We start from the raw sequence: 20,263 nt of genomic DNA, 5'->3' as shown, positions 1-20,263 counted from the left end.
ACGGGCGATGCAGGAACAAGCGGGTTCCGTTCGCGCTCCCCCCATCGCGTCCGCCGGGCCAATGACGTCCGGCCTCGCATGATCGGGGCCGCCCACATGTCTGACAAGGCGTGAAATCGCGCGGCCCTCGATAAGGAACGCCCCGACCGGACATCCCGTCGCTCGCCGTCACGTCATCCCCCCTCCCCCTCGTCCGGCATGATCAGCGTGATCTCCCCCGCCGCCTCCAGCCGCCTGATCGCGTTCACGATCTCGGTCATCGCCTCCTCTCCGGTCTTCGGCTTGACGGATCCCGCCTCCTCCATCTCTTCACGCAGCGTGCCGGCCATGCGCTTCGAGAGATTCTCGAGAATGAACTCCGCCGCCTCGCCCAGCCCCGCCGGACCCGCCGCCGCCAGCGCGGAGACGAGGCGCGTCTGATCGACCTCCCGCATGACGCGGGGCACGTCGCTCGGGGCGAGGCGTTGTGGGATATGGACGAAGGTGAAGATCGCGCGGCGCACGCGCGCGGCGAAGTCACGGTCCTCCTCCTCGAGGCCCGAAAGCACATCGTCGCGCGTGGCCGAGGGCGAGGAATTGAGGATCGCGCCCACCCGTTCCACAGGGCCATGGTCGAAGGCCACGGGCGGCTTTTCCGAGAGTTGCGTGGCAAGGGCAAGGCCGATCCGGTCGACCGCAACCGGTGTGACGGCTTCGGTCTGCGAGACGGCGTAGGTGATCCGGCGGGCCACCTGCCCCGGTAGCCGCGAAAGAAGCTCGGCCGCATGCGCGACGTCGAGCTTCGACAACATCACGGCGGCGACCTCGGCGCTCTCGGCCTCGACGATCGGCAACAGGTCGTCGAGCGGCGCCGCGCGCACCTGCTCCCAGGGATCGCCGATCTGGCGCACGCCCGCCTCCTTGCGCAGGCGCGCAGCGGTCTGGGCGCTGATCCGCCCGTCGAGTGCCGAAAGCGCGCCCGCCATTCCATGTGGGAAGGTGAGGCCCATCGCCTCGAGTTCGCCGGCGAATTCGGCCACCACCTCGACCAGCGTGTCACGATCCACGTAACGCATGGCGCCCATCTGGGCGGTCAATGCCTCCTGCAAATCCTCGGGCAGGTCGGTCAGCCGGATGTCGGCCCCTTCATTCAGCAGGAAACGCACGATGATCGCGGCCTTTTGCCTGCGCGTCAGGCGCGCGGCCGCGGCCGACGCGGGACGCGTCGCCTGAACTGGCGTGATACGTGCGATGCTCGTGCTGCTCATGCCTCTCCCCGGACGTGGTCGCGAGGACCATACCCGACGAGACGTAAACAAGTTCTAAGGCCCGCCGCGAAAATCCGGCGGGGCGCGGACAGAATTTACGGCCTCTGCCGCCTCAGCCCGTGGGAAGGGCGGTGCAGGTGCCGGTTTCGCTGTCCCAGGTGCTGCCTTCGGTGCAGGTCATCACCTGCTTCTCGTGACTGCCGCTGCATCCCGGCCCGGCAAGCGCCGGGGTAGCAAGACCTGCGGCGATCACCGCCGTTGCGATAAGCCTGAACATGACGGAACTCCTGATTGGATAGGGGCAAGTCTACCACATCCTCCGAGTTTCACCAAATCGGCACGCTCGCGAGTGACGCGACTATTCCCCGAACACCCGCTGGAAGATCGTGTCGACATGCTTGGTGTGATAGCCCAAGTCGAACTTCTCCTCGATCTGCTCCGGTGTCAGTGCCTTCAGCACGTCGTCGTCCGCCAGAAGCTCGGTCTTGAAGTCCTTGCCCTCCTCCCAGACCTTCATCGCGTTGCGCTGGACGAGCTTGTAGGCGTCCTCGCGGCTCACGCCCGCCTGGGTCAGGGCCAGAAGCACTCGCTGGCTCATCACGAGACCGCGAAACTTGTGCATGTTGGCCAGCATGTTGTCGGGATAGACGACCAGCTTGTCCACGACCTGCGTGAGCCGCGCCAGCGCGAAATCAAGGGTGACCGTCGTATCGGGGCCGATGTTGCGCTCGACCGAGCTGTGCGAGATGTCGCGCTCATGCCAGAGCGCCACGTTCTCCATAGCCGGGATCACGGCCATGCGCACGAGGCGCGCGAGGCCGGTCAAGTTCTCCGTCAGCACCGGGTTGCGCTTGTGCGGCATGGCCGAACTGCCCTTTTGACCCTTGGAGAAGAACTCCTCGGCCTCCAGCACCTCGGTGCGCTGCATGTGCCGGATCTCGATGGCGATGTTCTCGATGCTGCTGGCCACCACGCCGAGGGCGGCGAAGAACGCCGCGTGCCGGTCGCGCGGGATGACCTGTGTGCTGATCGGCTCGGGCTCGAGGCCCAATTGCTTGCAGACATGCTCCTCGACCCGCGGGTCGATATTGGCGAAGGTGCCCACCGCGCCGGAAATGGCGCCGGTGGCGATCTCGTATCGCGCCTTTTCCAGCCGGTTCAGGTTGCGGTCCATCTCGGCGTAGAAGCGCGCGAAGGTGAGGCCCATCGTCGTCGGTTCCGCGTGGATGCCGTGGCTGCGCCCGATGCGCACGGTGTCCTTGTGCTCAAATGCGCGCCGCTTGAGCGCGGCAAGAAGCGCCTTCATGTCCTCGATCAGGATGTCCGACGCGCGCACGAGTTGCACGTTGAAGCAGGTGTCGAGGACGTCCGAACTTGTCATCCCCTGGTGCACGAACCGCGCCTCGTCGCTGCCCACATGCTCTGCCAGGTGAGTCAGGAAGGCGATCACGTCATGCTTGGTCACGGCCTCGATCTCGTCGATACGGGCCACGTCGAACTCCACGTCCCTGGCCTTCCAGACGGCTTCGGCGTTTTCGCGCGGGATCACGCCGAGATCGGCCATCGCGTCGCAGGCATGCGCCTCGATCTCGTACCAGATGCGGAATTTCGTCTCGGGCGACCAGATGGCGACCATTTCGGGGCGCGAATAGCGGGGAATCATGGTAACGGCGTCCTCGGGAGTTGTGAGCTTGAGCGGGGTTTAGACCCCGGCAGGGCGCGGGACAAGGCGGGAGCCGTCAGGTGGAGCGAAAAGGCCGTGTATTGCGCGATTTCGAAGGGGTCTGGTCGCTGCGCAAATACATAACGCAGGAGGGCGCGCCCGATGGCGAGTTTCGCGGCTCGGCGGTCTGGCGAACGCACGATGACGGGATGAGGTACGCGGAATCCGGCTACTTGAAGCTGGGGGATGCCGCACCGATCAGCGCACGTCGTTCCTGTTTCTGGCGAGACGACCTGTCCGTCTATTTCGAGGACGGCCGTTTCTTTCACAAGGTTCCGCCGGATGGCGGTAGCACCGAACATTGGTGCGACCCGGACTTGTATCATGTGACCTATGACTTCGACCACTGGCCTCGTTTCCGAATCCGGTGGCGCGTATCGGGGGCGCGCAAGAACTACCGGATCGAGTGCATCTACGATGATCGTCGTCAGGTGTCCAAAACAGGCGGCCCACTAACTCCGATGCAACGATTTACCGTCAAACCCACCGATGACGCCGGGTAGAAGATGAGCACGGCGCCAAGGCGCAGCTCGCGCCGCCTCGCGCCATGTGGCCCAGCACGGTTCAGTCCCGTGTTCCCGAGAACCGCTCCTGCCATCCCTCCCGCGCCTCGTCGCTGATCTTGGCAAAAAGCACATCGGGCACGTTGAAGGCGTGGCCGGGGCCGAGCAGTTCAAGCGCCGCCGGCACATCTTCGGGCCAGTCGGTATCCCCGGTCCGCATCGCCTCGAGCATCTTCGCCGATGCGTTCGGGATGAAGGGCGCGCTCAGCACCGCGTAAAGGCGGATGAGGTTGAGCGCCAAGCGAATCTGCATCGCGGCCGCGTCGGGATCCTCCTTGAACGTGGCCCAGGGCGCGGCGGATTGCAGATACTCGTTGCCCGCGACCCAGATCGCGCGAAGTTCGCTGGCGGACTTGCGGATCTCGATCGCCTCCATGTGACGCTCATAGGCACGGATGCGGGTGGTCAACTCCTCGATCAAGGCGGCCTCGCGCGCACCACGCTCGCCACCTGCCGGAACCTCTTCGCCGAATTTCGAGCGGCAGAACTTTGTCACGCGGCTGACGAAGTTACCCAGCACATCGGCAAGGTCCTTGTTCACCGACGCCTGGAAGTTCTCCCACGTGAACTCGGAATCCGAGCTTTCCGGCGCATGGCTCAACAGCCACCAGCGCCAGTAATCCGCCGGCAGGATGTCGAGCGCCTGATCCATGAAGACCCCGCGTCCCTGGCTCGTGCTGAACTGCCCTCCGTCATAATTGAGGTAGTTGAACGACTTGATGTAATCGACCAGTTTCCACGGCTCGCCGCTTCCCAGGATGGTGGCCGGGAAGCTGAGCGTGTGGAAGGGAACGTTGTCCTTGCCCATGAACTGCGTGTAGGTGACGTCATCCGCGCCCTTGTCGGTGCGCCACCAGCGCTCCCAGTTGTCGCCCTTGCCCGCATCCACCCATTCCTGCGCCGAGGCGATATACTCGATGGGCGCGTCGAACCAGACGTAGAAGACCTTGCCCTCCATGCCGGGCCAGTCCTCTTCGCCGCGTTTCACCGGCACGCCCCAGTCGAGATCCCGGGTAATGCCGCGATCCTGAAGCCCATCGCCGTCATTCAGCCATTTCTTAGCGATCGAGGTGGTGAGAATGGGCCAGTTCGTCTTGCTGTCGATCCACGCGTTCAACTCGTCGCGCATCAGGCTCTGCTTGAGGTAGAGATGCCGCGTTTCGCGCACCTCCAGGTCGGTCGAACCCGAAATCGCGCTACGTGGTTCGATCAGGTCCGTCGGGTCGAGCTGCTTGGTGCAGTTCTCGCACTGATCGCCGCGCGCCTTGTCATAGCCGCAGTTGGGACAGGTGCCTTCGATATAGCGGTCAGGCAGGAAGCGGCCATCGGCGTTGGAATAGACCTGTTTCTCGGAAACCTCCTCGATCAGACCCGCATCGGCCAGACGCCCCGCGAAGTGCTGGGTCAGCTTGTGGTTCTGCGGGCTCGACGAACGGCCGAAATGATCGAAGCTGAGCGCGAAGCCCTTGGCGATCTCGGCCTGGATGGCGTGCATCTCGGCGCAGTATTGATCGACGGGCTTGCCCGCCTTCTTGGCCGCCAGCTCGGCCGGGGTGCCGTGTTCATCGGTCGCGCACAGGAACAGCACCTCGTGCCCCCGCCCGCGCAGATACCGCGCGAAAAGATCGGCCGGAAGCTGGCTTCCGACAAGATTGCCCAAGTGCTTGATCCCGTTGATATAGGGGATCGCGGAGGTGATGAGATGCCGTGCCATGGATGTTCCGTGCCTTCGCGGGTGCCGTGCGGGGCTCCGTGTAGCGCAAGGCGAAAGGGTGTGCCAGAGGGTCCGGGCTCAGCGCAGCGCGGCGGCGGCCTCGACCCGGCCCATCCCCTTCTGTTGAACGAAGACCGCGACGGGCTCGTCTCCCTCGAGCGGAAGGTTCATTCGGATGGGCGCATCGGCTGACCAGTCGCCCACGTCGCGCAGGTCGGTGACGACGTTGGCATAGCTGAAACGGTGCCCGGCATTTTCGCCCCGCGTGATCTCGATCGTGCGCTCGGGATCGAACCGCGCGACCATGATGTCGAGATCGCCCTCCGTTTCGGTCAACGGCGTTGCCTCGATGGTCAGGACCCCCGCATCGCGCGACAACCGGAGATCGACACGATCGGCCTTCGCGCGCTCGCGCGCGATCATCGCCTCGACGTCGCGGGGCTTGTTGCCCACGACACCCGCCGCGCCGTCGATCACCATTTGCGGAGTATAGACCATCCGCTGGTTCCAGGCGTCCGCGTATCCGCGCTGTCGCGCGCTGTAGCGCGGGCTGGCGAACCTGTCCTTCCAACCGATGTAATCCCAGATATCGACATGCAGCGCGAGCGCGATCACATCTTCCCGCGCCGCCAGATCGTGCAGAAACGCGTCGGCAGGCGGACAGGAGGAACAGCCTTGCGACGTGAAAAGTTCCACCAGCACAGGCTGTTCTTCGGCCTGCGCGGTCCCTCCGAAAAGGCAAAGGGCCAGAAGAGGCGCGAACATCTTGCGAAACATGTGATCTCCTCCGTTCGGGACGGCCCCGGCGCCTCGCAAACCTAGTTGCCCGCCCCCGCCCGCACCAATCACTCTTGCGCGATGGAGTGTAACCAACTGACCGATTGCACGTCTCTGCATACCGTTGTATACATACGCGCGGCTTGCCCTGTTGATCGTGTGCTTCATATCGTGAAATAACAAGCCAGATGAATTCCCAGCCCCGGAGGACAAGACTGTCATGCCCATTACAGTTGGCCAGGATACCGCGAAGGCCCGCAAGAGCCTCGGCGTCGGCGATCAGACCGTTTCCTACTATTCCATCAAGGCCGCCGAAGAGGCCGGCCTCGGTGATTTCTCGCGCCTGCCCGCCGTGCTCAAGGTGGTGCTCGAGAACATGCTGCGTTTCGAAGATGGCAAGACCGTCACCACCGACGACATCAAGGCCTTCTCGGAATGGGCCGAAAAGGGTGGCAGGAATCCGCGCGAGATCGCCTATCGTCCGGCGCGCGTGCTCATGCAGGATTTCACCGGTGTGCCCGCGGTCGTCGACCTCGCGGCGATGCGCGACGGCATTCTCGAGCTCGGCGGCAACGCCCAGCAGATCAACCCGCTCAATCCCGTCGATCTGGTCATCGACCACTCGGTCATGATCGACGAATTCGGCAATCCGCGCGCCTTCCAGATGAACGTCGACCGCGAGTATGAGCGCAACATCGAACGCTACCAGTTCCTCAAGTGGGGCCAGGGCGCCTTCAACAATTTCCGCGTCGTGCCGCCCGGCACCGGCATCTGCCACCAGGTCAACCTCGAATATCTCGCCCAGACCGTCTGGACCGACACCGACCAGAATGGCGAGGAAGTGGCCTATCCCGACACGCTCGTCGGCACCGACAGCCACACCACAATGGTCAACGGCGCGGCCGTTCTCGGCTGGGGCGTGGGCGGGATCGAGGCCGAGGCCGCGATGCTGGGTCAGCCCATCTCGATGCTCATCCCCGAGGTCGTCGGCTTCGAACTGACCGGCAAGATGGTCGAGGGCACCACCGCGACGGACCTCGTGTTGCGCGTGGTCGAGATGCTGCGCGAGAAGGGTGTCGTGGGCAAGTTCGTGGAGTTCTACGGCGACGGGCTCGACAACCTGCCGCTGGCCGATCGTGCCACCATCGGCAACATGGCACCCGAATATGGCGCCACCTGCGGCTTTTTCCCCATCGACCAGGAGACCCTGCGCTATCTCGAACTGACGGGCCGCGACAAGGACCGCATCGCCCTTGTCGAAGCCTATGCGCGCGAAAACGGCATGTGGCGCGACGAAGGCTACGCGCCGATCTATTCCGACACGCTCAGCCTCGACATGGGAACGGTGGTTCCGGCCATTTCCGGCCCCAAGCGTCCGCAGGACCACATCCCGCTCGACAACGCGGCCGAAGCCTTCAAGGACTACGTCAAGGGCTTCCGCGAAGGGCGCGACGCGACCCCCACCTCCGAGATCCGGTGGGAAGGCGAAGGCGGCCAACCCGAACCGCGCGCGATACCGGGCGACGAGGGCCATCATCAGCGCGGCTACGTCCCCACGGAGGACGGCAATTACCAGTTGCATGACGGCTCGATCGTAATCGCCTCGATCACCTCCTGCACCAACACGTCGAACCCCTACGTGATGATCGGCGCGGGTCTCGTCGCCCGCAAGGCACGCGAACTGGGCCTCGACCGCAAACCGTGGGTCAAGACATCGCTCGCCCCCGGAAGCCAGGTCGTGAGCCAGTATCTCGAGGCCGCGGGCCTTCAGGACGATCTCGACGCCATCGGCTTCAACCTCGTCGGCTACGGCTGCACCACCTGCATCGGGAACTCGGGGCCGCTTGCGCCGGAAATCTCCAAATGCATCAACGACTACGATCTCATCGGCGTGTCGGTCCTCTCGGGCAACCGCAACTTCGAGGGCCGGATCAGCCCGGACGTGCGCGCGAACTATCTGGCCTCCCCGCCGCTCGTGGTGGCCTATGCGCTGGTGGGCGACATGAATGTCGACATCACCCGCGATCCGCTCGGGCAGGACAAGGACGGCAACGATGTCTTCCTCAAGGATCTGTGGCCCGACACCAAGGAGATCGCGGACCTTGTCGAGAAGACCGTGACCCGCGAGGCGTTCCAGGAGAAGTATGCCGACGTCTTCAAGGGCGACGAGAAGTGGCGCGCGGTCGAGACCTCGGAGGGCGAAACCTATGACTGGCCCCCGGAATCGACCTATGTTCAGAACCCGCCCTATTTCCAGGGCATGTCGAAGGATCCCGGCGCCATCGAGGATATCGAGGGCGCGCGCGTCCTTGCCATCCTGGGCGACATGGTCACGACCGACCACATCTCGCCCGCGGGCTCGTTCAAGGAAAGCACCCCGGCCGGTCAGTATCTCCGCGAGCACGGCGTGCCGGTGCGGGAGTTCAACTCCTACGGCTCGCGCCGCGGCAACCACGAGGTCATGATGCGCGGCACCTTCGCCAACATCCGCATCAAGAACGAGATGCTCGATGGCGTCGAGGGCGGCTATACCAAGGGCCCGGATGGAGAAGAGACGTCGATCTACGATGCCGCCATGGCCTACAAGGAACAGGGCACGCCGCTCGTGATCTTCGCCGGCGAGCAATATGGCGCCGGATCGAGCCGCGACTGGGCCGCGAAGGGCACCGCCCTTCTGGGCGTCCGCGCGGTCATCGCCGAGGATTTCGAACGTATCCACCGCTCGAACCTCGTCGGCATGGGCGTCATTCCCTTCGAGTTCACCGGCGGCGACACCCGCAAGTCGCTGGGCCTCACCGGCGACGAAGAGGTCACGATCAAGGGTCTCGCCGACGTGAAACCCCAGCAGGAAGTGCCCTGCACCATCAGGATGGCCGACGGCTCCGAGAAGGAGATCACGCTCAAGTGCCGGATCGATACCGCCATCGAGAAGGAATATGTGGAGCATGGCGGCGTGCTGCATTACGTGCTGCGCGACCTGGCCAAATCGGCCTGACGGAACTGTCCTGACCGGATCGGAAAAGCGGCCCTCCCGGGCCGCTTTTTCATTGCGCCGCAGCGGGTAACGAACCGTTCCACCTTCCGCAGCGTCATGCTATGCCGGTCGCGTCTTTACCCGGTTTCAACCTGAAAGGGATATGTGTCATGCTCGCTGCAATCTCACGGCCGATGGTGCGCGTCGTCGACCGCTACCTGCCCGACCCCTTCGTTTTCGTCGTCATTCTCACGCTCATCGCCGGTCTCGCAGCCGTCTTCGGGCAGGGCACCGGCCCGCTCGAGGTCGTCACCATGTGGGGTGACGGGTTCTGGTCGCTCCTGTCCTTCTCGATGCAGATGCTTCTCGTGCTGGTCACGGGCTACATGATGGCCTCGACCCCGCTCGTCCGGCGCGGTCTTTCGGCGCTCGCCTCCCTCGCCGGAAGCGCGGGCGGCGCGATTCTTCTGGTCAGCGTGGTGTCTCTGGCCGCGTCCTGGATCAACTGGGGTTTCGGGCTCGTCGTGGGCGCGCTCTTCGCCAAGGAACTCGCCCGCACGATCAGGGTGGACTACCGCCTGCTCGTCGCCTCGGCCTATTCGGGCTTCATCGTCTGGCACGGCGGCCTCGCCGGGTCGGTCCCGCTCTCGATCGCCACGGCGGATCATCCCTTTTCCGATATCATGGGCGTGATCCCCACCTCCGAGACGATCTTCGCGAGCTACAACATCATCATCGTGGTCGCGCTCTTCATCGCCGTGCCGCTCATCAATCGCGCGATGATGCCGAAGGACGAGGATAGCGTCTATGTCGATCCCGCGCTCCTCGACGAAAGCGCCGAGGGCATCGGGGCCGCCTCCACCCCGGCCGAACGGATCGAACGAAGCCCCGTGCTCTCCATGCTCATCGGCGCTGCGGGCGTGGCGTGGCTCATCCAGTATTTCGCGGCCGGCAACGGTCTTTCGCTCAACGTCATCAACTTCCTGTTCCTCACGCTCGCGATCCTGCTGCACGGCACCCCGCGAAACCTGCTCAACGCGCTGACCGAGGCGGTCAAGGGCGGCGCGGGCATCGTGATCCAGTTCCCGTTCTACGCCGGGATCATGGCGATCATGGTGCAATCCGGCCTCGCCGCCAGCATTTCCGAGGCGCTCGTGGGCATCGCCTCCGATGCGACCCTGCCGTTCTGGACGTTCATATCGGCGGGTATCGTCAACTTCTTCGTGCCGTCGGGCGGTGGTCAATGGGCCGTTCAGGCCCCCGTGATCCTGCCCGCGGCCGAGGCGCTCGGCACCGATCTTGCGCGCGTGTCGATGGCGGTGGCCTGGGGCGATGCCTGGACCAACATGGTGCAACCCTTCTGGGCGCTTCCGATTCTCGGGATCGCGGGGCTTCGGGCGAAGGACATCATGGGGTTCTGCATGATGCACCTGATCCTCTCGGGCCTCATCATCGCGGTGGGCCTGACCTTCCTCTGATCCTCACGAGATTGTGCTCCACCCCGACGGGGTGGGGCCGGCTTGGGCGAAAGCCCGCCAATTCGCGACCGTCCGCATGCCGGGATTTCGCCGATCGCGCCCTGCCGCGCCCGTGGTGCGGTTTTCCCCACTTTTCAGACCGCGTGCTTTCGTTCATTTCACAATGAACGAACAAGAAAAAAGGACAGGGTCATGCGCGGACTTCTGATTGCGATACAGGCAGGATTGCTCGTTCTACTCGCCGTGATGGGTGCCCATGGCGATGGCGAGACCAAGGCGAACTGCCCCGGCGCCGAGGTGGCGAGCACAGAGTTCTGCGACGTCTGACCGGACAACGCTCGCGAAACGCTTGCAGAAGGCGCTCCTATTGCGCGCCAAGCGCCTCCTCCAGAGCGGGGCGGAACCTCTGCTCGTAGTCACTGCCGACCAGCGGTCCCGCGAAACGGAAAAGCACCGTGCCCTCCGCATCGACGATGAACGTCTCGGGTGGCGCCGTCACCCCCCAGTCAAGCGCCGCACGCCCCTTGGGGTCGAACCCATGCGCGAAGAACGGGTCGCCCTCTCCCTCGAGATACTGGTCCGCCTGGTCCAGCGTGTCCTTGAAGTTGACACCGGCCACCCGGAATCCCTCCTCGCTCAGCGCCTCCAACGTCGGATGCTCGGCCCGGCATGGCGGGCACCAGCTCGCCCAGAAGTTCACCACCGTCAGGTCGTTTCCGCGCAGATCGTCGGCCGTCAGCACGGGGCGGCCGGGCAGCCCGTCCTCGGGCAACGGCGGCGCCTTCCGTCCCACGATCACCGACTCGAACGAATTGGGATCCTCGCGCTGCATGCCGAGATAGAAAAGCACCGCGATCGCCACGAAGATGAGCGGCGGCGCGATCATCAGCGGTGAAATCCTAGACATCTTCGCGCCTCCGCGTCTCGATTTCCTCAAGTGCCCGACGCGCCTTCCGGGCCCGGTGCAGGCTCAGCCACACCAAGCCCGCGATCAGGGCCAGCGACACGGCATAGGACGCCATGACCTCGACCGCGTATTTCCCGAGATCCGGCATCATCTCATCCGCTCCCGCGCCAGCAGAACCTTGGCACGGCGCAGCCTGATCTCGGTCGCCGTCCGCAAGAGCACCAGCGCCACGAAAAGAAGGACGAACCCCGCGATCGCGACGAGAAGCGGCAGGTAGAACACATCCGCCACGTTCTCCTTCTTGTCGAGGCTGAGCGACGCGCCCTGGTGCAGTCCTTGGTTCCAGAAGTTGACCGCGTATCGGCTCAGCACCGCAAAAACCGACCCGACGAGACACAGGATGCTCGTGAGGTCGGCGGCCGTGTCGTCATCCTCGATCGCCTCCCAAAGCGCGATATAGCCAAGGTAGAACAGGAACAGGATCAGGAACGAGGTCAGCCGCGGATCCCATGCCCACCAGGTGCCCCACATGGGCTGCCCCCAGATGGCGCCGGTGATGAGGCCGATCACCGTCATCACCGCACCTACCGGGGCGGCGGCGCGGGCGGCCAGCGCGCTCACGTGATGGCGCCGCACGATCCAGATGAGCGACGCCGCCAGCATCATGAACCACGCGCTGATCGCCATCATCGCCGAGGGCACGTGGAGATAGATGATCTTGACCGTCGCGCCGAACCGCTGGGCGTCGGGCGTGAAGAAATAACCCCAGACCAGCCCCACGACCAGGCACAGCGCCGCCCCTCCCGCCACGTAGGGCAGGACACGCTCGGAGGTCGCGATGAACTTCCGCGGATTGGCGTATTCCCAGAGCGACGTCAGGGTCATGCGGTCCTCATTTCAGGTTGGCCCGTAATACCGCAGCCGAGGCGAAGGGTAAAAGAGCGATTGCGCCGCAGGTGATCCCGCCCAGCATCAGAAGCGGCGTCACGATGTCGCCCCCCTCGCCGGCACGGCGCACCAGCTCCGTGCCGAAGATGAGCGTCGGCACGTAGAGCGGCAGCACCAGCAGGCTCAGAAGCAGCCCACCGCGCCGCAGACCCACGGTCAGCGCCGCGCCGAAAGTGCCGATGACCGACAAGGCGGGCGAGCCGATGAGAAGCGACAGGAGAAGCGCGCCATACGCGCCGGGGGCGAGGTTGAGCAGCAGCCCCAGCACCGGCGCTGCAAGGACAAGCGGTAGGCCCGTGGTGATCCAATGCGCCAACGCCTTGGCGCTCGCCAGCATTTCCAGCGGCAGGGGCGACGTCGCCAGCAGGTCGAGCGTTCCATCCTCCCAGTCGAGCGCGAAGATCCGGTCGAGCGACAGAAGACAGGCCAGAAGCGCGCCCAGCCACAGGATCCCCGGCGCGATCACCCCATGCAGATCGGCGCGCGGCCCCACGCCGAAGGGAACCAGCATCACGACGATGAGAAAGAAGGCGAGGCCGAGGCCAAAGCCACCACCCGCGCGCACCGCAAGGCGCAGGTCACGGACGAGGATCGCCCTCACAGGAATGCCTCGTCCGGGTCATCCGGGACCGGGATCCTCGCACGAAACGGCTCGAGTTCCATCTCGCGCGCCTCGGCAAGACCCAGCTCGATATGGGTGGCGATCACCGCCGCGCCTCCACCGGCGAGATGCGCGCGCACGGCGTCGGCGAACATCGCCACCGCCCGCGTGTCGAGCGAGACGGTCGGCTCGTCCAGAAGCCAGAGCTTGCGCCCCGCCACCAGCAGCCGCGCAAGGCCCAGCCGCCGCGTCTGGCCGGCCGATAGCGTCCCTGCCAGGCGGTCCCGCAGCGCGGCAAGGTCGAAGGCGCCGAGCGCGCGCGAAATGTCACGTCCGCCGAATACCTGCGCCCAGAAGCCCAGGTTCTCGGCCACGCTCAGCGTCGGTTTCACCCCGTCCTTGTGTCCCGCCAACACCGCGCAATCCGGCGCGCGGACGATCGCTCCCGCCCGTGGCGGCTGTATGCCCGCGAGCACCCGAAGCAACGTCGTCTTGCCCACCCCGTTCGGTCCACGCAGGATGACTGCCTCGCCCGGCGCGACATTCAGGTCCACCCCCTCCAGCACATCGACGCCACCACGCGCCACGCGCAGGGACCGTGCCGACAGAAGGGGCTCGACCGGCATGAGCGCTCAGACCGGGATGAGGGCCGCGGCCACGCGGCGCCCTTCCGAGAGAAGCACGTTGTAGGTCCGGCACGCCGCGCCCGAGGCCATGATCTCGACGCCGAGCCCGTGACCCTCGAGCGTCTCGCGCAGCCCCTCGGGCAGGGGCGCGATCTGGGCGCCCGTTCCGATGAAGATGACGTCGACGACATCCGTCAGTTCGACGAGCATCGCCTCGTCCATCAGCCCGCCCCAGCTTTTCGCGCCGGTTTCGGTGACGACGATCGGCCCCTCGAGCACCTGCCCCCCCACGCGAAAGAAGCCGGGACCATAGCCGTCGATGGGCGTGGCGCTCTGGAATTCCATCTCGTTGAGTTGCACGATACTCTCCTCCGCGTCATCCCTGCCAGATCGGCAATCCGCCCAACACCGCCAGCCCGATCAGCGTGAACGCGAGCAAGCGATAGCTCTTCTCGCGCGCGGGATCAAACAGCGCCTGCCCGATCATCGTGGTGATGAAATAGGGCACGGCCAGCACGAGGGCGAGCCAGACGATCCGCGTCTCGACTCCGCCCGTGAGAAACAGGTTGGCGACGATCACGATGTCGAGCCCCGCGAGAAAGAGGATCGTGTTCGCCCGAACCGATTGCACCATCGACTGACCGGCAAGGTAGAACAGGATCACCACAGGGCCGGTCAGCCCCGTCATGCCACCTATGAGGCCCGCCGCCGCCCCGATCGCAACCGCCCCGAGCAGGCCGACCTTCATCGTATAGCGCCAGCCCGAGACAAGCGCGAGCAGCGTTCCGCCGGCGATCACAGAGACCACCCAGCGCACCGCGGTCGCCTCCATCGCCTGCATGAGCCAAAGGCCCGCCGGCACCATCGGCAGCGCCGCGAGCAGCAGAAGGCCCACTTCGCCCCGGTCCGAATGCCGCCACGCCTTGGGCAATAGTGCGATCGTGCTCGCGATTCCGGTCATGGTGATCGTCCCCACCACCTGCGCCGGACCGAGAAACAGCCCCGCCACCGGAACGAAGATGAGCGCGGTGCCGAACCCGGTGAAGCCGCGCACGATCCCCGCGACGGACATGGTCAGGATCAGCCACCAGATGCCGTTGGTCTGAAAGGTCTGGAGCAGACCGTCAGGCATCCACGTTGGCATAGTTCGTGCCCGCGCTCGCGTCCGGCTTCGACCAGTCGCGCTTCACCCCGAGCCAGAGAAGCACCGTCGACGCCACGAAAACCGACGAATAGGTGCCGACGATCACGCCCCAGATCATCGCGAAGACGAAGCCGCGGATCACGTCCCCGCCCAGCGCGAAGAGCGCGCCCAGCGCAAGAAGGGTCGTCACCGAGGTCATCATCGTCCGGCTCAGCGTTTCGTTGATCGACAGGTTCAGCACCTCGGCCAAGGGCTTTTTCTTGTATTTCCGCAAGTTCTCGCGCACCCGGTCGAAAACCACGACCGTATCGTTCAACGAATAGCCGACGATGGTCAGAAGCGCGGCGATGATGGCAAGGTCGAACTGGATCTGAAGCTCCGAGAAGATGCCGATGGTCAGGATCACGTCATGGACCAGCGCGATCACCGCACCCAGCGCGAACTGCCATTCGAACCTCAGCCAGATATAGACAAGCACCGCCCCTATGGCGAGCATGACGGCGATGGCGGCGGTCTGGATCAACTCGCCCGACACCTTCGGTCCCACGCTCTCGACCGAGGTGAACTCGATATCCGGCACGCTCGCCTTCAGCGCCTCCTCGACCGCGAGGATCAACTCCGGGCTCACGCTCTCCGTGTCGTCCTGCGCCTGGATACGAACCATCGCGACATTCTGGTCAGGCCCGAAGGTCGGGTCGAAGATCTCCGAGATCGACACGTCGCCAAGCTCCAGAGTGTTCACCGCGTCGCGGTATTGGCCCACGTCCACCGGCTCGGCACTCTGCGTGCGGATCGTGGTGCCGCCCTTGAAGTCGATGCCGTAATTCAGGCCTTGCAGCATGAACGATCCGAAGGCCACCACGATCAGCGTCGCCGCGATGCCAAGCCAGATCTTCCACAGACGGAAGAAGTCGATGGCGGTCTCGCTCGGCACGAGCTTCAGGTACTTGCCCTGAAGCACCGATTTCGGCCGCTTGCGCTCGAACCACATGATCACGAGGAGGCGCGTCACGAAGATGGCCGTGAAGACCGAAGTGATGATCCCGAGACCCAGCGTGATCGCGAAGCCGCGCACCGGTCCCGAGCCCATGGCAAAGAGGATCACGGCAGTGATGAGCGTGGTAATGTTGGCATCGACGATGGCGCTCAGCGCCTTCTCGTAGCCCAGTTCGATGGCCCGCGCCGGCCCCTTGGCCGATTTCATCTCTTCGCGGATCCGCTCGAAGACCAGCACGTTCGCGTCGACCGCCATCCCGATGGTCAGCACGATCCCCGCGATCCCCGGCAGTGTCAGCGTCGCCCCGATAAGGCTGAGCAGCCCGAAGATCAGCCCCACGTTGATGATGAGCGCGATATTCGCGAACAACCCGAAGGTGCCATAGCTCGCCCACATGAAAGCCAGCACCAGCACGAAAGCCACGATACAGGCGATCTGCCCCGCCTCGATGCTGTCGGCCCCGAGTTCCGGCCCGATCGTCCGCTCCTCGAGGAAGTCGAGCCCCGCAGGCAGCGCACCGGCGCGCAGGAGAACGGCGAGATTGGTCGATTCCTCGACCGTGAAACGCCCGGTGATGATCCCCGATCCGCCGGGAATGTGGCTCTGGATGACGGGGGCGCTGATGACTTCGTCGTCGAGGACGATGGCGAAGGGGTTGCCGATATTCTCGGCGGTGTAGTCACCGAATTTCCGCGCGCCCGTGGGGTTGAAGCGGAAGGACACGGCGGGGCGTCCGTTCTGGTCGAAATCGGGTTGCGCATCGACCAGTTCCTCGCCGGTGACGACCGGCGCGCGCTCGAGGATGTAGTACTGCCCCTCCTCGTCGAGCGACGGCAGGATCTCGTTGCCCGAACCGGGCCGCTCATCGGGATTCGTCGTGGCTCCGACGACCGGCTGGAAGGTGAGTTGCGCGGTTGTGCCGATGATGTCCTTCAACTCCGCGGCGCTGCCGATACCCGGCACCTGGATCAGGATGCGATCGGCGCCCTGCCGCTGGATCGTGGGTTCGCGCGTGCCCACCTCGTCGATCCGGCGGCGGATGATCTCGAGCGCCTGGCGCACCGTGCGTTCGTCGGTGGCGCGCTGTTCGGCTTCGCTCAGGCGCACGATGACGCTGTCGCCCTCGGTCGTGACCTCGATGTCATTGGCCCCCGCCCCGGTCAGCGACGTGACGGGCCGCGCAAGGCCCCGGACAAGCTGCGCCGCCTGTCCCACCGCTTCGGGCTTTTCCACGAGCCGCACCACGAGCCTGTCGCCGGTTTCCTGTTGAAGGCGGATCGGCCCCACCTCGTCGCGGTTCTCGCGCAGGACGTCGCGCACCTCGGGCCACATTCCCTCGAGCCGCGCCTCGTAGACTTCCTCGACCTTGACCTCGACCAGCAGATGCGCGCCACCCCGCAGATCAAGCCCCAGGTTGACGAGCCCCGAGGGCAACCAGTCGGGCCATGCCTCGAGCGCCTCGGCATATTGCGCAGGATCCTCCCCCCGCTCGATCGCGGCCTCCGCGTCGTTATGTGCCTCGACGCGGGGATAGAACGCATTCGGCGTCGCAAGCAGAAGCCCGAGGAGCACGGTGCCCCAGATGAGAACGCGTTTCCAAAGCTCGATCTTCAGCATGTCGCGGGGACTTTCGGGTTTGGGACAGGATCAGACGTGGCGCGACGATGCGCGCCGCTTCGCGGTTCAGCTCTCCGCCGGCTCCGTCTTCGAGCGCACCTCGGCAATCGTATGCCGCACCACGCGGACCTTCACGCCGGTGGCGATCTCGATCTCGAGTTCGTTGTCCTGCACGCGCGTCACCTTCCCGATCAGGCCGCCCTGTGTGACCACCCGGTCGCCCTTGCGCAGCGCCTCGACCATCGCGCGATGTTCCTTGAGTTTCTTCTGCTGCGGGCGGATCAGCAGGAAATACATGATCGCGAAGATCAGGATGAGGGGTAGAAACTGGGCCAGTGCGCCGCCTTCCATGGGAATGCTCCTTGTCCGATGGGGGCGATCCCGCCCGCGAAATTTGGCGCGAACCTATGGGCGCGCGCCCCTATTTGCAAGGCAGGAAAGGCGGGCCGGGACGGGCCGCAGCGTCACGGTCTCCTGATCGGTGCTGCCCGCGCCCTCGCCGCGTGCGGCGCGCTTGCATGGTTCCTTTGCTTTCGGGAGCATCGCCATGCCTCCTTTCGGCGCTTTTCTGTGCCGTGCCCCCATCAAATCGTTTCAACCCGCACGCGATGACCATATATTGCCGCCAATCACCAAACACGCGCGGCCTCGTCGCGCCCAGCCCCAGGGGGACAGATGGCCAATCTCGAAACTCAGGTGAAGGAAAGCCAGGCGCAGGTCGCCGAGGCACAGACCAAGATCGCCGAGATCACCAGTCGCATCGAGGCCGCCCGCGCCAAGATCGAGTCTGGCGAGGATGCCACCCTCGACATCGAGAACGCCACCCTCGAGGACGTGCATGCGCATACCGAGATCATGAACGCCAACATCGCCGAGTTGATCATGGGCCTCGACGACGTGACCGCCGCCTTCTCGCGCGATTTCGACGAGATGCGCAACAAGACCGGCTGGGAAAGCTTCGTGGGCATCTTCTCCAAGGCCAAGGCAGACAGCATGCGTCAGGACCGGATGCGCACCGCCAATATAGACGACAAGTTGCAGGATCTCATCGCCAAGTCCGACGTCATCACCAGGCTCCTGGAAAGCCAGCTCGCCGTGCTCGAGGATCAGAAGGCAAAGGTCGAGACGAACCTCACCGAGACCCTCGACGAACGCGAATTCACCGTGGGCGAGTTGGAAAGCGTGCGCGAGGAGATCAAGGCGATGGACCCCGAGATCATCCGCCTCGAGAACGCCATCGCGAGCGAGACCGACGCGGCCAAGCGCACCAAGCTCGAGACCGAACTGGCCGACCTCAACACCCGTTACAACGCCATGGTGCAGGATGAGCAGGTCAAGCTTGCCAAGTCGCAGACGCTGGAGCGCTATATCGAGAAGGGCAAGACCTGGGTCGACAGTCTCCAGAACCAGGCGGCGACCCAGATGGTGCTCATCAACAAGTTGCAAACCGACACCAAGCAGCGCGTGGTGCTCTATGACGCGCTGTCGAAATCGCTCAAGACCGCGCAGCAGCAGGACGTGGCCCACCGCATCAACGAGATCGGCGTGCAGACCGACCAGGAGGCGCAAACGGCCATGGCCGGCATAGGGGCCGCCACCAATCAGAAGATGGCGGACATGCTCGAGGCGCACGAGGACCACATGGTCTTCGCCCGCGACGTGCTCGAGCAGAAGGCCAAGGCCGACGAACGCTTCGCCCGCCGCTTCCAGGAGATCGTCGAGAAGCACGACAGCAACCTTTATGGAGGCTGAGGAGGTTCAATCATCGCGAGCGACGGGGCCAGTTCGACCAAGATGACCGACGTCACTTCCGATCACTTCCCCTTGCGCGACCTGCACGCCTCGCGCCGCTATTTCACGCGGTTCGAGCGGATCATGGGCCATTTGCCGCGAGTTGCCGCGCTCATGCAGGCGCGCGGCGATCTGGACCCGCACGAGATCGAGGTGCTCACCACCTACGTTCAGCAACTGGGCTACACCTTCCGCGCGCTCTCGATGAAATACCTCCTCGTCGGGCGCGACACGGGGCGGCCCGTCGCCCCCCTCTCGATGGACGTGGTCGAAAGCGGCTTTCCCGTCTTCAACGAGTTGATGATCATGGCCAACGACGCGCACCAGGCCGCGCAGCATCTCGAAAACATGCCCGACAGCGACGCGCTCAAGCGGCGCATGATCGAGGAGATCGTCGGCCGGCGCGAGATCCCGACGCGCCTGCAATTCGCCATGTCCCAGCGTCTCTACTACGAGGAACTCGCCCGCGGGGAACTCTTCTGGGCGCGCAACGACCCGCGCGGCAAGGTGCTCGACGCGACGCCCGGACGCCTGCGCTACCTGCTGCACTGGGCCGTCTACGACAGCCAGGTCAACCTGCCCACGATCTATCTCATGGAGGTCGAGGACACCGGCGGCACCGCGCTGGGCCGCGACACGACGCGCTGGCCCGAAGTGCAGGCGCATCTCATGGGCCAGGCTCTGGGCGGGCTGAAGCTCGTCACCATCGCCCGCGCCTTCGATCGCGACTTCGACGACCTGCACCCCAAACGCCTGCGCCGGCTGCACATCGGGCCGATGTATTCGCATGAATACACCCAGCAGTCCGGTCCCCTCCGCGAGGTTCTGGCCGAAGCCAGCGCGGCGTCCGACCAGGATTGGGCGCTGGCCTGGACCGACGAAGTGCTCGAAAGCGAACGCGTCGAGGAGGAGAAATCCGGCTGGTTCGGCACGGTCGAACGCGAGATCTTCGCGCTCGACCCCTTCTCGGGCCGCGGCGTCGATACCGGCGCCACGCGACAGGAACGTGCGATCATCCTTCCCGAACGCCCCTACCAGATCCTGGCCGAGAAGAACCCGGCGGGCTTCGCCAGCGTGACGAAATACGTGGTCGGCCCCACGGGCAGCGTCCTGAGATACTGAAACCTCCGCCGGGCCTCGGCCGGTCACCTGAGAG

20 protein-coding genes are annotated in these 20,263 nt (G+C 64.9%); 6 read left to right on the top strand and 14 right to left on the bottom strand.

Features of this window, described 5'->3' with window-relative positions:
• Nucleotides 1-173 precede the first annotated feature (173 nt).
• From K1T73_RS05865 to purB, 3 genes are all read right to left on the bottom strand, one after another.
• Nucleotides 174-1,247: a flagellar motor switch protein FliG gene (locus K1T73_RS05865; protein WP_220603036.1), complete on the bottom strand. Its 1,074-nt coding sequence runs from the start codon at nt 1,245-1,247 to the stop codon at nt 174-176.
• A 112-nt stretch (nt 1,248-1,359) separates the two neighbouring features.
• The gene (locus tag K1T73_RS05860) at nt 1,360-1,524 is read right to left on the bottom strand and encodes a hypothetical protein (RefSeq protein ID WP_220603035.1); all 165 of its coding nucleotides are present in this window, start codon (nt 1,522-1,524) and stop codon (nt 1,360-1,362) included.
• 81 nt (nt 1,525-1,605) lie between these two features.
• A complete protein-coding gene (gene purB, locus K1T73_RS05855; protein WP_220603034.1) occupies nt 1,606-2,910 on the bottom strand; it encodes an adenylosuccinate lyase in 1,305 nt (434 codons plus the stop codon).
• Between the two features lie 101 nt (nt 2,911-3,011).
• Between purB and K1T73_RS05850 the strand changes: the two genes are divergently transcribed.
• Nucleotides 3,012-3,473, top strand: coding sequence for a DUF6314 family protein (locus tag K1T73_RS05850; RefSeq protein ID WP_220603033.1), 462 nt, complete (start codon nt 3,012-3,014; stop codon nt 3,471-3,473).
• 61 nt (nt 3,474-3,534) lie between these two features.
• Here K1T73_RS05850 and metG read toward each other — a convergent pair whose 3' ends face one another.
• On the bottom strand, nt 3,535-5,247 hold the full coding sequence (gene metG, locus K1T73_RS05845) for a methionine--tRNA ligase (protein ID WP_220603032.1): 1,713 nt from the start codon (nt 5,245-5,247) through the stop codon (nt 3,535-3,537).
• Between the two features lie 78 nt (nt 5,248-5,325).
• Nucleotides 5,326-6,024 (bottom strand): thioredoxin family protein, encoded by a 699-nt coding sequence (locus K1T73_RS05840; RefSeq protein WP_259400458.1) that lies wholly within the window; start codon nt 6,022-6,024, stop codon nt 5,326-5,328.
• A 220-nt stretch (nt 6,025-6,244) separates the two neighbouring features.
• Between K1T73_RS05840 and acnA the strand changes: the two genes are divergently transcribed.
• The 3 genes from acnA to K1T73_RS17820 all read left to right on the top strand — a co-directional run bounded on the left by acnA (nt 6,245) and on the right by K1T73_RS17820 (nt 10,803).
• Complete coding sequence (gene acnA / locus K1T73_RS05835; RefSeq protein ID WP_220603031.1) at nt 6,245-9,019, top strand: aconitate hydratase AcnA; 2,775 nt, start codon at nt 6,245-6,247, stop codon at nt 9,017-9,019.
• A gap of 149 nt (nt 9,020-9,168) precedes the next feature.
• A complete protein-coding gene (locus tag K1T73_RS05830) occupies nt 9,169-10,476 on the top strand; it encodes a short-chain fatty acid transporter (RefSeq protein WP_220603030.1) in 1,308 nt (435 codons plus the stop codon).
• 192 nt (nt 10,477-10,668) lie between these two features.
• Nucleotides 10,669-10,803, top strand: a complete 135-nt coding sequence (locus K1T73_RS17820) for a hypothetical protein (protein ID WP_259400457.1) — start codon at nt 10,669-10,671, stop codon at nt 10,801-10,803.
• Between the two features lie 37 nt (nt 10,804-10,840).
• Here K1T73_RS17820 and K1T73_RS05825 read toward each other — a convergent pair whose 3' ends face one another.
• From K1T73_RS05825 to yajC, 9 genes are all read right to left on the bottom strand, one after another.
• The gene (locus K1T73_RS05825; protein WP_220603029.1) at nt 10,841-11,383 is read right to left on the bottom strand and encodes a DsbE family thiol:disulfide interchange protein; all 543 of its coding nucleotides are present in this window, start codon (nt 11,381-11,383) and stop codon (nt 10,841-10,843) included.
• Entirely contained in the window at nt 11,376-11,534 is a 159-nt protein-coding gene (ccmD, locus tag K1T73_RS05820; RefSeq protein ID WP_220603028.1) for a heme exporter protein CcmD, read from the bottom strand. The genes K1T73_RS05825 and ccmD overlap by 8 nt, the downstream gene beginning before the upstream one ends.
• Nucleotides 11,531-12,268, bottom strand: coding sequence for a heme ABC transporter permease (locus K1T73_RS05815; RefSeq protein ID WP_220603027.1), 738 nt, complete (start codon nt 12,266-12,268; stop codon nt 11,531-11,533). The genes ccmD and K1T73_RS05815 overlap by 4 nt, the downstream gene beginning before the upstream one ends.
• A 7-nt stretch (nt 12,269-12,275) precedes the next feature.
• Nucleotides 12,276-12,932 (bottom strand): heme exporter protein CcmB, encoded by a 657-nt coding sequence (gene ccmB, locus K1T73_RS05810; RefSeq protein ID WP_220603026.1) that lies wholly within the window; start codon nt 12,930-12,932, stop codon nt 12,276-12,278.
• Nucleotides 12,929-13,558 (bottom strand): heme ABC exporter ATP-binding protein CcmA, encoded by a 630-nt coding sequence (gene ccmA / locus K1T73_RS05805; protein WP_220603025.1) that lies wholly within the window; start codon nt 13,556-13,558, stop codon nt 12,929-12,931. Before ccmA ends, ccmB begins: the two co-directional genes overlap by 4 nt.
• Nucleotides 13,559-13,564: 6 nt before the next feature.
• Nucleotides 13,565-13,918 carry an Mth938-like domain-containing protein gene (locus K1T73_RS05800; protein WP_220603024.1) on the bottom strand — a complete coding sequence of 118 codons (354 nt, stop codon included), beginning with the start codon at nt 13,916-13,918 and terminating at the stop codon, nt 13,565-13,567.
• A gap of 16 nt (nt 13,919-13,934) precedes the next feature.
• Nucleotides 13,935-14,690, bottom strand: coding sequence for a sulfite exporter TauE/SafE family protein (locus K1T73_RS05795; RefSeq protein ID WP_220603023.1), 756 nt, complete (start codon nt 14,688-14,690; stop codon nt 13,935-13,937).
• Nucleotides 14,683-17,316, bottom strand: coding sequence for a protein translocase subunit SecD (gene secD / locus K1T73_RS05790; RefSeq protein WP_220603022.1), 2,634 nt, complete (start codon nt 17,314-17,316; stop codon nt 14,683-14,685). Before secD ends, K1T73_RS05795 begins: the two co-directional genes overlap by 8 nt.
• A 66-nt stretch (nt 17,317-17,382) precedes the next feature.
• Nucleotides 17,383-17,667, bottom strand: a complete 285-nt coding sequence (yajC, locus tag K1T73_RS05785) for a preprotein translocase subunit YajC (protein ID WP_220603021.1) — start codon at nt 17,665-17,667, stop codon at nt 17,383-17,385.
• Nucleotides 17,668-17,991: 324 nt separating this feature from the next.
• Here yajC and K1T73_RS05780 point away from each other — a divergent pair, with 324 nt between their 5' ends.
• Both K1T73_RS05780 and K1T73_RS05775 read left to right on the top strand, forming a co-directional pair.
• On the top strand, nt 17,992-19,068 hold the full coding sequence (locus K1T73_RS05780; protein ID WP_220603020.1) for a hypothetical protein: 1,077 nt from the start codon (nt 17,992-17,994) through the stop codon (nt 19,066-19,068).
• 42 nt (nt 19,069-19,110) lie between these two features.
• Entirely contained in the window at nt 19,111-20,229 is a 1,119-nt protein-coding gene (locus tag K1T73_RS05775; protein WP_220603019.1) for a hypothetical protein, read from the top strand.
• The last annotated feature ends 34 nt before the right edge of the window (nt 20,230-20,263 follow it).

The organism is Roseovarius sp. SCSIO 43702 (assembly GCF_019599045.1).
Lineage (GTDB): Bacteria > Pseudomonadota > Alphaproteobacteria > Rhodobacterales > Rhodobacteraceae > Roseovarius.
Note: the sequence above shows the minus strand (reverse complement) of the source record. Positions and strands in the feature narration are given on the sequence as shown.